This is a genomic window from Candidatus Termitispirillum reticulitermitis (assembly GCF_054655775.1).
Window position 1 is genome coordinate 1 of record NZ_BAAIHG010000035.1, and the last position, 13,051, is coordinate 13,051.

The 13,051-nt window shown below is 45.0% G+C and carries 13 protein-coding genes; all 13 read right to left on the bottom strand.

Features of this window, described 5'->3' with window-relative positions; genetic code table 11:
* Positions 1-358: 358 nt before the first annotated feature.
* Positions 359-1,702, bottom strand: coding sequence for an MmgE/PrpD family protein (locus AC1MDJ_RS04785; RefSeq protein WP_479689815.1), 1,344 nt, complete (start codon positions 1,700-1,702; stop codon positions 359-361).
* On the bottom strand, positions 1,692-2,444 hold the full coding sequence (locus tag AC1MDJ_RS04790; RefSeq protein ID WP_479689816.1) for an amino acid ABC transporter ATP-binding protein: 753 nt from the start codon (positions 2,442-2,444) through the stop codon (positions 1,692-1,694). The genes AC1MDJ_RS04785 and AC1MDJ_RS04790 overlap by 11 nt, the downstream gene beginning before the upstream one ends.
* Positions 2,445-2,454: 10 nt before the next feature.
* Positions 2,455-3,126 carry an amino acid ABC transporter permease gene (locus AC1MDJ_RS04795; RefSeq protein WP_479689827.1) on the bottom strand — a complete coding sequence of 224 codons (672 nt, stop codon included), beginning with the start codon at positions 3,124-3,126 and terminating at the stop codon, positions 2,455-2,457.
* 27 nt (positions 3,127-3,153) lie between these two features.
* On the bottom strand, positions 3,154-3,909 hold the full coding sequence (locus AC1MDJ_RS04800; protein WP_479689817.1) for an amino acid ABC transporter substrate-binding protein: 756 nt from the start codon (positions 3,907-3,909) through the stop codon (positions 3,154-3,156).
* 11 nt (positions 3,910-3,920) lie between these two features.
* The gene (locus AC1MDJ_RS04805) at positions 3,921-4,442 is read right to left on the bottom strand and encodes a GNAT family N-acetyltransferase (protein WP_479689818.1); all 522 of its coding nucleotides are present in this window, start codon (positions 4,440-4,442) and stop codon (positions 3,921-3,923) included.
* Complete coding sequence (gene purB, locus AC1MDJ_RS04810) at positions 4,442-5,797, bottom strand: adenylosuccinate lyase (protein WP_479689819.1); 1,356 nt, start codon at positions 5,795-5,797, stop codon at positions 4,442-4,444. Before purB ends, AC1MDJ_RS04805 begins: the two co-directional genes overlap by 1 nt.
* 123 nt (positions 5,798-5,920) lie before the next feature.
* Entirely contained in the window at positions 5,921-6,568 is a 648-nt protein-coding gene (locus tag AC1MDJ_RS04815) for a heterodisulfide reductase-related iron-sulfur binding cluster (RefSeq protein ID WP_479689820.1), read from the bottom strand.
* Positions 6,569-7,066, bottom strand: a complete 498-nt coding sequence (locus tag AC1MDJ_RS04820; RefSeq protein WP_479689821.1) for a methylated-DNA--[protein]-cysteine S-methyltransferase — start codon at positions 7,064-7,066, stop codon at positions 6,569-6,571.
* A 2-nt stretch (positions 7,067-7,068) separates the two neighbouring features.
* A complete protein-coding gene (locus tag AC1MDJ_RS04825; RefSeq protein WP_479689822.1) occupies positions 7,069-9,075 on the bottom strand; it encodes an STT3 domain-containing protein in 2,007 nt (668 codons plus the stop codon).
* Positions 9,072-10,685 (bottom strand): leucyl aminopeptidase family protein, encoded by a 1,614-nt coding sequence (locus AC1MDJ_RS04830; protein ID WP_479689823.1) that lies wholly within the window; start codon positions 10,683-10,685, stop codon positions 9,072-9,074. Before AC1MDJ_RS04830 ends, AC1MDJ_RS04825 begins: the two co-directional genes overlap by 4 nt.
* 216 nt (positions 10,686-10,901) lie before the next feature.
* Positions 10,902-12,122 (bottom strand): conjugal transfer protein TraF, encoded by a 1,221-nt coding sequence (gene traF, locus AC1MDJ_RS04835; RefSeq protein WP_479689824.1) that lies wholly within the window; start codon positions 12,120-12,122, stop codon positions 10,902-10,904.
* A gap of 24 nt (positions 12,123-12,146) precedes the next feature.
* The gene (gene recR, locus AC1MDJ_RS04840; protein WP_479689825.1) at positions 12,147-12,746 is read right to left on the bottom strand and encodes a recombination mediator RecR; all 600 of its coding nucleotides are present in this window, start codon (positions 12,744-12,746) and stop codon (positions 12,147-12,149) included.
* 1 nt (position 12,747) lies between these two features.
* Complete coding sequence (locus tag AC1MDJ_RS04845; RefSeq protein ID WP_479689826.1) at positions 12,748-13,050, bottom strand: YbaB/EbfC family nucleoid-associated protein; 303 nt, start codon at positions 13,048-13,050, stop codon at positions 12,748-12,750.
* Position 13,051 lies beyond the last annotated feature (1 nt).

A 13,051-nucleotide genomic window follows, 5' to 3' on the forward strand; every position in this document is an offset into this window, starting at 1 on the left:
GCAACCCACTAGATAACCCCTCTATTGAATGTGATAATGCCTTCGCACTACTGCTGATACCTCCCTGCACCAACACAGCCGCCGTATTAGTATAAACACTAAATGACATACCCAATCCTCCCTGCAACTACTAAACAAATAAAAAAAGCTGATAGAATACCCCTAAATATATACATAACATATATACATAAAGAACTTCCACCAGCCTGATTCCCTCATAGCTTAACTAAATTGTATGTGAACTATAGCAGAAAAAGGGGAGATTGTCAAGAGGAAAGTTATTAAATGCTAGCGGTATTCACTTGAGGCGATTAAAGGTTTTCTCGTCAGCTGATAAGCAAAAGCTATGCTGATATTGCTAATGAGTTTCACGAGCAATTGCCTGAGAGGGCAATGTCAAGCCATTAATTTTGCCACCTTGTGATAGCCCACGTATTGCGCCGTATAGTCTATCAGCTGCAGCGTTATCTTGTATAGCCCGTTGTAGTTTCTCATAAAATTGTTCCGCCCCGTATGGATTTCTGGGGCTACCATGCGGGTATGTGGTTCGCTTGCTATGGCGGGAGCCGTCAGCCAACACCACCTCTACATCGGCAAACCGCCCATGACCCATTTTATAATCTCCGCCTAGATGGACACGTTTAACCCGTTTCATCACAGACAAAACGCTCGGTTCAATAGGCACCGGATAAAATTGTTCTATGCTTAACGGTTCACCTAGCAGAGCAAGTGCCGCTATGTATTCAGCAGAAAACTTCCCCTGTTCCCCAGTTTTAGGCTCGGTTATAACAAGGGCATCGTCCCCGCCCCCTGAAAAACTAATGTTTATCTCACTAATATTATCAACACTAAACTTATGTTCGGCGTATAGTGCCTTTGCACCGTCTGCTACAAATGAACCTGCCGTACAAAAAGCATAGTTCTTGAACCATAAGCCCGGTTTCGCTATGCGCCAGCCGTTCACTCCAAAACTATCAAAATCTAACTGCTCTTTGCCTATGCTATAGACTGCCAAAAAGCCCCATTTATTATCAAATAAGTCTCTATCAGCAACAAGCCCCGCTTTAGCCCAGCCGACTGCTTGAACAGCAGCCTGCGCCGCAAGTCCTGCGTGGAGTGGCTTGATAGGTGTGCCAAACATTAGTCGCAAGCCTGATGACTGCGTTGCCGCTATTGCCAAGGCAGTTTTTATGATGTCTCGTTCGTTATTTAAGTAGCAAATAGCGGCGGTAGCAGCGATACCTCCAAGCGTGGCAGTATTGTGCCAGCCCCGCGAATAGTGCCAATCGCCAACTGCCGTGCCAAGATGCGCCATAAGCTCTACACCTATAGCATAAGCTGATAAAAATCGCCTGCCGTCCGTGTTTTCATCAACACTGCTTAAAAGTGCTGACAAAACAACCGATGACGGATGCCCGCGAATATCCTGATGCACATCATCGTAGTCTAGCAGGTGCGCCTGAAAACCGTTGAACAGTGCCGCCTGCCTAGCGGTGGCTGTGCGGTGTTGCCCAACTAGCATATATTTGTCTGTGCCGCCCTCGTCTATGAGCCATTTTAATAGTATCTTAGCATAGTCGTTATCACGAGCTTGCAGGCTAGATGCAAAGTAGTCCGTAATGCCATTTATAGCGCACTCTGCAACGGCTTTATCCGCTACGGGGGCACTTGTGAATATAGCGTTAATTAGTTTAGATAACATATTCTTCTATTTCACCTGTTTGGCGCAGGAAACGTCTAGTTCGCTCATCACTGGGGCGTTCAAACAGCTGCCGTGCGCTACCACGCTCCACAACCTGTCCATCAGCCATAAATATAACGTGGTCTGACACCTTGCGCGCAAACTCCATCTCGTGGGTGACGATTATCATTGTAGTTTTTTCACGCGCCAAGTTCTGAATAACGTCTAAAACTTCATTGATAAGCTCTGGGTCTAGCGCAGAGGTCGGCTCATCAAACAATATTACCTTAGGGTCCACAGCAAGTGCCCTAGCAATAGCCACACGCTGCTGTTGCCCGCCTGATAGTGTAATAGGATACTGCGCCGCCTGCGGTAGCAATCCGACCCGCTCCAGCAGCTCCAAGCCCAATGCGCGAGCATCTGCCTTAGAGAACCCTTTCGTGTATATCAAGGATTCCGTTACATTCTCTAATGCAGTCTTATTCCTAAACAAATTATAACTCTGAAACACCATAGCAGACTGCCTCCTAATGGCAATCTCGTCTCTACTGCTGTATTTAGTGGCATTTAATCGCACTTCGTCAATGCGTATCTCACCAGCATCAGGCTTTTCAAGAAAATTTAAGCAACGCAGGAGCGTTGATTTACCGGAGCCTGAATGCCCTATAATAGAGAGCACCTCCCCTTTCAACACCTCAAGGCTGACATCTGCCAACGCTTGGCGGTTATTAAACTTCTTAGATAGTCCTTTTATTTCAATCATATTTCCCCCCCTATCTTTTATACGGAGCGGCGAGTTTATTTTCCAGTTTGCGCTGCGCAAAAGAATAGAGCACAACAATTCCCCAATACATCAGCCCGACTGCAAGATACGTTTCAAAGAACCTGAAGTTAGCAGCACTCAACATCTTACCTGCGGCTAACATCTCGGTAACTCCCACAAAGAACGCCACCGATGAATCTTTTAAGAGCGATATGAGCACATTACCCATAGCAGGCAAGGCAATAACAAAGGCTTGCGGTAGTATTATGCGTCTGTAAATCTGTGCAATACTAAAGCCAACCGTTAACCCCGCCTCCCTCTGCCCTAAATCAACAGAGGATAAAGCTGCCCTAAAAATCTCTGACAGATAAGCCGCAAACTTGAATGAAAAGCATGCTACGGTAACCGTAACCGCTCCCACTGGTATAAGTATGGGGAACAGTTGCGGTAGCCCGTAGTATGCTATGAAGAGCAACACCACTGACGGCAGTGCCCTAAAAAATGAAATATAGGCGGTAACGAGCGAAGACAAAACAGGAACTTTTTGCGTTTGCACAAGTGCAAGTGCAAGACCTATTATTATAGCAAAGGACATAGACGCACCTGCTATAAACAACGTCATAGGCAAATACGGCAATATCTCTGGGAAGTTTTCTAAGAAAAACCCAAAATCAAAATCTATCTTGCTCACAACACCGCCCCCCTTAAACTATTTAGAGATGTCTTCGCCGAAGTATTTTATAGCCAGCTTAGCTATAACTCCTTCTTTTTTCAGTTCAGTAAGCGCCTTGTTAAATTCCTTTTGCAGCTTTTCTCCCTTAGCATCTTTGCTGAATGGATATCCCACAGCCTCGTTCACAAGCGCATCGCCCACCAACTTGAATGGCAGATTGCGTTGCTTAATCTCAGCAAGCAGGATAGGTCTTGAATTTACGTATCCTTGAACTCTCTTCAACTCCAGCTGTTTCATAGCTTCGCCACGTGTTTCGTAAGTGATGATTTTTGCCTCGCCATTAGGGAAAGCAATTCTCAGATTGTTCAAATGCTGTGAACCTAGCACGCCCGCTACTTGCTTGCCATAAAGGTCTTTTATGGTTTTGATATCCTTGTAGTCAACGTGCGTTACAAGCTGACTGCCGTAGTAGCTGTAAGGCTGAGAGTAAAGATACTTCTCCTGCCTAGCGGGTGTAATAGAAAATACATTGGCGATGGTGTCAAGACGCTTCGCATCAAGCTGACCAACAAGCCCTGCGAACTCAGTATTGACCCATTCAATCTTGTAACCGAGCTTCTTTGCGATAGCTTCAGTCACTTCAACATCAAAGCCAACTAGCTTGCCGTCTTGTTTGAACCCATTAGGGAAACTTTGCCCCGTAGAACCAACCTTCAAAACCTTTGAATCTGCAGCAAAAGCAGCAAAGGTGAAACTAAATAGAGCCAAAGCAACAAATGATAACCTTTTCATAACTACTCCTTTTATTTATGAGCTTTTGCCCATTTTATATACAAATTTTCATCAACAATCTTCTCAAAATACACAGTCGTATGGTCGCTCGTGAGCTTTGTCCTGCCTATTTCCTTAAACCCATACCGCATATACAACTGAGGTAGCCACGGATGTTCCAACGCAGTGCCAACTGTAAGCGCAGGTAGCTTTAATTGCTTTTTGAGTATATTTCGTTCAAGCCACTCAAAGAGCTTTCTTCCGTGCCCCTTGTTGCAATAGTGCGGATGTGTAGCAAACCAGCCCAAGTGCGGTAGTCCGAATGGTCCAGGATTATTTCCCCAGGGTAGCCTCAGGCTGATTGTTGATACAAAACGGCTATCCTCCTCCAATAGATAGACGAGGTTAGATGCAATATGCTCCTCAATCAGCTCTTGCGTGGCATTATAGGCGGCAAAGTGTATGCCCAGCCGCTCGCTATCCTCATAAGCTAGATGCAGAAGCTCCCTGTATGGGGCACTATCCGCCTGACTAACTGCCCTAATAGATGCCATTATAGCAGCCCTGATTTATCAGCATAAGCAATCACTTCATCTACCTTTTGTAATGCGCCACCTAGATATTTGCGCGGGTCTAACAGTTCGTCTAGCTTGTCCGCAGTAATAGTAGCTTTAATGCGCGGGTTTTCAAGCAGAACATCCTTAAAGGGGCGTTTTTGTTCGTGCGACTTCATCGCCCCATCATATACCAGCTCATGCGCCGTCTGCTTGCCGACCGTATGTCCTAGTTCCAGCATTATACGCTCCGACAACATTAACCCATTTAAGAGGTTCAAATTTTTGAGCATATTATCAGCGTTCACCTGAATGTTCGGCAACAAGCTGATAGCAAGCTGCAACTGTGCTGATAAATATATATTTATCTCAGGCAGAGCAAGCCATTCCAGTCGCCAGCTGATAGCCTCGCGCTCGTGTTCCATATTCATAGAGCCATAGATAAGTGAAACATCCTTTAATATCGGTGCTGTCAGGCTCGCTAGCCCCTCAAAGAGCGCGGGATTGCGCTTGTGGGGCATAGTGGATGAGCCAACTTTCCCCTCGTTAAAGGGTTCTTCTACCTCGTTAATTTCAGTGCGCATCAGGTTGTAAAACTCATTGCCGATTTTTCCAAGCGTTCCGCTAATCAATGCTACTACTGATGCATATTCTGAAATTCTATCACGTGCCGACTGCCAGCCGATATTAGGGGCGTTTAGTCCAAGCGCAGCAAGCGTTCTGCGCTCTACCTCAAAACCAATCTCACCCATAGCGGCATTTGTGCAGACAGCACCATTTATGTTACCCGTTAAAACACGTTCCTTTATGGCTTGCAGCCGTTGCAGGTGGCGAACAAACTCATCAAGATAGACAGCCAGCTTGAAACCAAATGTGATAGGCAGAGCTTGCACGCCATGTGTGCGCCCGCTCATAGGGGTGTTTTGATAACGTTTAGCCTGTTTCTTCAATATATTAGCAATCAATTTGCAATCGCGCTCAACAATAGCAAAGCTGTCTTTCAGCTGTAGCACCATACCCGTGTCAACAATATCTTGCGTTGTGGGACCATAGTGGACATACTCTCCTTCTTCGCCACACTGGTTTTGCAGAGCGCGGACGGTTGAAACAAAGGAGTGCTTTAGCTTGGCAATGCCAGCTGCTACCTCTTTAATATCAATCTTGCTAGCATCAACGCTGGCTATCTTATCGGCGGCGGCTTTCGGTATGACACCAAGCTCCCCCTGCACCTTTGCAAGCGCAACTTCAATAGCTACATGCTTCGCAATTCTACTCTCCTCAGACCAAACTTCACGCATCTCATGCGTGCCAAAACTGCCACCTAGTGTAACAAAATCAATAATGTGAGATGCCATAAATTCCCCTCCCATATAACCTAATAATCACATAAACATAGTAGGTATATATGATTACTAGTAATACTTCAATATGTCAAGGGGAAAAATTAAAAATATTTTTATAGAGACGAAAAATTGAAGTTAAACGCACACCTTATCAGCATATTCCAGCTTCCATCTGTCCCAGTCGGCGTTGGAGGTGCTCTTTAGCTCAGTCTTTTCGCCCGCTACTAGGTCGGCTAAATGGTGGATAGTTTTACTGCGCTCATAAAGATTACGCGTGCAACCCATGCAATGCACCGCTATATCATTAGCAGGAAACTCTGCTAAACGCTCACTTTTATGCTTTTCCAACTCGTCTATGGATAGTTTGCTCACAAGGCTAGCCCCGCAACAATGACTTGCTCCTCTGTTGTATTTAGACTCAACCACTTTTATATTCATTCTATCAAGCAGCTTTCTAGTGCCGTCATAGACATCTTCACGTCCACGAATGTTACAAGAATCATGCATTGATATCTCAAGCCCACCGTAGTTTGGGAAAACGTAGTCAATATCGGCTAGCACCTGCCATACCGTTTTAGTGTTATATTTCTTGCTTAGACGGTTTTCACAACCCGGACAGGCGGTGAACAACATGTCATCGGCATTGATAGGCATATCGCGCTTGCAACAAGCGTTTAGCAACCTAATGTCGCTATATTTGCCATGCAATATTGATATTATTTTATCAGCTAGTGCAGGTTTATAGACCTGCAACGCACAGCCGGGAAAGTAATAAACAGCCATTTAATGCCTCCATTTGCTGGTATCAACACCTTCATTTTCCAGCAATTTTAATTTAACGCCAACACCACCCGCACTATAACTACCTAACGCACCCACACTAACAACACGATGACACGGCACGATAAGCACAAACTTATTCTTCGCCATTAGGCTACCAACAGCACGAGCCGCCTTAGGACTGCCTGCAATAGCTGCAAGCTGCCCATAAGTGAACACCTGCCCCTTAGCTGACGCAAAGAGCTGCCTATACACCATACTAGCAAAGATACTCATTTTGCCGAGATTAAGCAAATCTACAGAAAACGGTGGCTTTTCGTAGCTACTATAGTTAGACAAATACTCAAAAACTTTCGGCAAGTCACGCTTTAAGTTGCCCTTTTCTGCCACTTTGTCAAGCTCTGCATATCTCTTATTCAACATAGCACCACTGAGCTTGCCATTTTCCCAATAAACATACAGCTTGCCAGCCAGTGGCACATCAACAACATCTACATACATAATCATTTCACCTCGTAGACCCGACCCCACGGATACATATTTATGACCTCTGCATATCTGCTCTTATCATAGCTACCTAGCAAAAATAACTGCACAAACATAGTGTTATATTCCGCCTCTGGCACAACATAGCCTAGCACGGTATCGCCACCGTCATTCAGCGATATAAAATTTAGCTCGCTATATAGTCCTGTCTCTTTAGAGCGCGTTATATTGCCAGTGCGCACGTCAACGCTAACTATTCGCTTTAACGGCACTTTACCATTGAGCATCCCGACAGCTAAGTCAACCTGCACATTGCCACACCTAGTTTCATCAGCACCAGAGGGGATACACTCCATACCAACTATCCCGCTTGTAGCGTAGCCCTGCTTGCCAGTAGCCACATCCCAAGAGCCAATATAGTGAATAGACGTGTATTTGCCTATCATATCATTAGTGAACGATATATAGACATTATGTTTTTCAAGCGGTGCCGCATAAGTCTCCGCCAACTCTATAATGCTGGATGCAGACTCACCGTCATCCACCCTAGCAAGCACATCTTTAATGCCATTATTAGCTAAATATCTGATAATATTAGATGCAGTGGATTGCTCAGATATAAAACTCCTAGCAATAAGCCAAGTTTTTAATGAGTTTTGCGACATACCATCGTGGAATGTGGCGAGTTTAGCTTGCGCCTCTATAGCAAGACCAAAATCCCACCATGTGTAGACTGCGGCACCTTCAGGCAGCGTATTGCGCATAACATTGAAAGTTCTGTATAGTTGTGGCGGAATAGAGACGTTCGGCTGCGCAAAAAATACAAAGCTCCTGTTAGGAACAGCAGCCACCACCGCTATGAGCATAACACCCGCAAGATAGCCCAATACACGCTTAAATATAATATTGCGCAACGGCAGTCTATCAGCCGCAATATTGATTAAATAGCCAAGCCCCGCCCCTAAAAATGGTATCAAATACATCACAAAACGCATTGAGCTGAACAATACCATAACACCCATAACAAATATAGGTAGCGCAGGCACCATCTGCTTGATATTGCGAACACAGAGCAACACAAAACCAGCTAGCGCAATAAAAAACACCACCGGATGAAAGAACGAATTAAATATTTCATTAGCTGACAGGTTGCGCACCTCTGTTATAGTCTTATACACATTTGGATAGCCCCCAGCGATATTATCCTGACTGAACAAATACACCTTCATCAGTGCCAGCAGATTTTCTGCTGCCTCCCCCAGCAAGAGCGGGTTAGCAAACAGAATAAACACCACAACCGAGATGATAATATCCCTTATGTTGTGCTTCCTGCTGACAAATAGCGATACTGCAAGCGTACCCAAAAATAGCAACAGGAATAACGCATGCTCATACCACCAATAAAATAATAACTGCGAAAGCCCCGCTAACGCAGAGAATATAAACAATAGATGCTTTTTGTCAGCCCTAGATGCTAACAATATAAACATTGATATTAAAAACGGAAATAACAGATTTAATGAGTCCGTATCTATCCTGCCTGGACCTGTCCGCATATAATACATGCCGCCGAATGCTGCTAGCACGCCACCGACAATGCCCGCTACAGGATAGCCTACAATGTAAAAATATACCGCAAAAGGGACAATAAATAACCCCGCAAGTATAGGGATAAGCCACAACCCCGCCTCATAAACGTTTTCACCAAAGAACGGCATCAACTTGGCAAGCATAACAACTAGCATTGGTGCAGGTTTCTTGACACGAATGCCGTCTGGATAATACATTAACTCATCATTTGACATATTATCATACGCACCAGCACGGTATTCCTCCGCATGGCGCGCCCAATAGTAAGCGTCCAGCGTGCTGACCATAGGCACATCGCCCTGATAGTAGCTGTCAGTGTAGTTTTTCCAATACTTCGTATATTGGGCATGCCTTGACATATACGCGCTACTACATGCGGCAAACACTACAAAAACAAATATTAAGACCGATACATACCTTTCTAGCTTACTCATATATATATACGCCCGCCTTGCAACCTTGCGTTCCGCTTATGCGTTCTAATGATAAAATCATATATCAGTCGGACACCAAACCCAGTAGCATTTTTGCCAAGCACCGGATGCTCTATGCCTAAAAAACCGGGTCCCGCAATATCTAAATGCACCCATGGACAGCTACCAACAAATTCGCGTAGAAATAGCCCTGCTATTATCGCTCCGCCCTTGCGCGGGATAGATGACATATTCTGTAAATCAGCACCTTTGCCCTTTATCTGCTCAAGATATTCCTCTACAAGCGGCATCTCCCAAACCCTTTCGCCACACCATTGAGAAGACTCCAACATCAGCCTGCTAAGCTCACGTCTGTTAGAAAATAAGCCCGCACAGAAATCCCCCAGTGCAATACTACAAGCACCCGTGAGCGTTGCGATATCTAGTATATACTCAGGGTTGGTTTCGGCAGCTAGCGACAATGCATCAGCTAGGAGCAACCTGCCCTCAGCATCAGTATTCAATATTTCAACTGTCTTGCCTGAATATGACCTAACTATATCGCCCGGGTGGATTGCGCCACCACCTATTATATTCTCCGCCAATGGGATATATGCCCGAACATTTATCGGCAACTCCATAGTCGCTATCATACTTACAATTCCAAATACGGTAGCCGCACCAGCCATATCGCAACGCATATCATCCATAGCATCACTAGGTTTCAGATTAGTGCCACCAGAGTCAAAGGTCACCCCTTTGCCAACAAGAGCAATGTGCCTAGCAGTGCTGTGATTGCCCTTATACTTCATAATAATAAAGCGCGGTTTATTGACACTGCCACGTCCAACGGCTGATACAAGTTGCAATCCCTTTTCCTCCAGCTCATTTTCATCAAGCACATCTACAGCAATGCTACTAATTGAACTAGTTTTCACATATTCGGCAAAGGTTTCAGGGAGCAACACATTAGATGGTGCGTTGACTAGGTCGCGCACGATGTTAACGTGTCTGCACAATTCAAGCCATTTATGATTAGAAGTCTCATCCATAAACTGCATAACATCGTCCCTGCGAGTCATCACCTCTATATTCTGCAACGCAATAGGCTTAGCCTCGTGCTTAAACATATCATAGCGATAGATAGACAATAACAAACCACCTACAATAGCCGCCGTTGATAAAACCGCCTCATTTTTTGTATCAAGGAATCGTTTAAGCTGCTCCCTCTTAATGGTAGCCCACATATCCTCAAACGCAAGTATTGAAACTGATTTTATATTGTCCTTTACTAAAGCTCTGCCCAGCGTTGCTCCTAGCGCACGGAATGCACCTGATACAGCATGAGGGTCATAATCAGAGCCATAAATATTGCTCTCGCCCGTTTTCAGAATATTCATCTCTTTTGTGATGTTAAGAGCATAGACCTTTTTAGTCTCCCCCATTATGGTAACGAAAAAGTTCCTTATGCGCTCCTCTTTATCGCTAAAGAAACCTGCATTGATAATAGCTGATAATGCACTCGCTATCTCATTACCAAGCATAAGATACTGCGCTCCCTCATACATGGGGACGACAATAGACTCCATTTCAGATTCAAAGATATCTTTTTTGCGGCAAACTAGATTCATAAAAATGCTCCAAAAAATGCACTAGTTTGGAATATAACATTAGATAAATTTCTTGTCCAGTGGATTAGTCCAAAAACTACCGCCCGTCCGCAGTCAAGATATACGTAATGCCCCCTCCCTTACCCACTCCGCACATGCAGACGCAATGAGAAGATGGGAAGGATGACAAGCAGTTGTCATCCTTGGGGAGGGGATACCTTGCAAATGTGGCTAAAGTTAAAACCCTATTGTAGCCTCTATTGCATATCGTTCGTCTTTCAAGTCGCCCGCTTTCTTGCCCACTTCTTCGGTGTAGTAAGCAAAGTCAAGCTTCAATACAAATAGGTTAATCCCTGCGCCGAATGTTGCATAGCCCTGATGTATGCCACCGCGCACAGCCAAGTGGTCAGCTAGCACGCGCGCCTCAATACCAGCATTCAGGTGCTTCATAAAGCCACCCTCATATTCATAAGCACCTGTTATATCAACATAGTCAACTATAATATCAGTCTTGAGTGGTCCTAGCGTTGGCGATATGCCAAACGACACGGTCGCAGTGGTAGGGATAGCATCAGCGTCTCCAGAATTAACCGCTTTAATATTATTGAGAGCAAAGCCCACACGTGGATTCAGCCCATCCATAGTGAAGTTATAGATAGTGCCCACGTCAACCATCAGCATAGTGCTATCAGACGTGTTGTCTAGGTTAAAGTCCACATCGCCGTCTGCAACATTTGCCCAGTTGTAAGACATATAGTAGGTGCTACGCTTTATTATACGCGGAGTAACGCCCACTTGTAGCTTATCTTGAACAAAACTATGTCCAATACCTAGCGCAACACCACCTTCAGCCTCTAAGTCAAGGTCTAGGGCAGGCACTTGTTGGTTCGTTACTATGCCCAAACTGGGTAATATTATATTTACAAGGTCATTATAGTCTGCTTGTGATATGCAATAGCCTTGATAGCAATATTGACTACCAACAAGACCGCCAGCTATAACATCTGCTATTGGCGTGCCTGTGATGTTCATCGCCACGCTACCTGCACCATAAGCACCTATAAGCATATTTTTCTTATAGAATGCTGGGAATGCGCCAACATTAGCGGTCATCGGACTGTTGATGTTGTCTAACAGCAACTTTACCGTTGCATCGTCATCGTCCTTTACCTTGTCCAAGTCGTTCACAAAGTCCATCGTGTTAGTGCCGAGAGAGGCATTCACTGGTGCTACGTCAACATACCACGTCTTTATGCGCGTCAATCCCGCAGGGTTGTAAAACGGCGCATACTTGCTGTCGCTCTTGGTGTAGTTGGCATCGCCCATACCCAGTGCCGCTACTGAACGTAGCCTAGACGGATACGCCTTAGTAGCCTTTTGCTTGCTAGCCGCAAAGCTAGCTACGCTAAATGCGATGCATAGCGCAAACACTAAAAATACTCTAAATAAGCCTTTCATATTATCCTCCAATAATATTCACATCTATACTTGTCTGCGCCCCTCTATGGCGCGCAACATAGTCATCTCATCAGCATATTCAATATGCGTCCCCAGCGGTATGCCGCTAGCTAGTTTCGTAATCTTCAGCTCCGTGAAATGTTTCAGCTTGCGCGCTAAATACGTTGCTGTCGTCTCCCCATCAACATCGGGGTTGGTAGCAAGGATTACCTCCTTCACTCTATCAGCAGCTATACGCCCTATAAGCTCATCTATACGCAGATTATCTGGACCAATCCCCTCTAGCGGCGATATTTTGCCCCCAAGCACATGATAAACTCCCTTAAAATAACCCGTCTGTTCTACAACAAACAAATCCTTTACCTCTTCCACCACACAGATAGAGGTTTTATCGCGGTATTCATCTGTACATATCGGACAAACATCGCTCTCAGATAACCCGCCACAAACAGAACAAAATACAGCATTATCCTTAAATGCTGTTATCCGAGAGGCTAGTTTATGGACATCGTCAGCGTTCATTCTGATGATGTGCATAGCTAAACGGGTGGCTGTTTTTCTGCCTATGCTAGGCAGACGCGCTAGTTCATAGACGCAGTCTTCCAGTAGCTTGATTTTACTCACGCTAGAACAGCCCGGGTATGTTTAACCCGCCGGTTAATTCCTTCATCTTGTCTTGCATTAGCGAATGAGACATTCTAACAGATTCATTTATAGCTGCAAGCACTAAATCTTGCAACATTTCAACGTCCTCTGGGTCCACAATCTCTTTCTTAATCGTCAAACTCACAAGCTCCTGCCTGCCGTTCATCTCTACCTTTACCATACCGCCACCAGTTGAGGCTGTCACAATCTCGTTTGCGACCTCTTCCTGCGCATCAGCAAGCCGCTTTTGCATTTGCTGTGCCTGTTTCATAATATGTTGCATA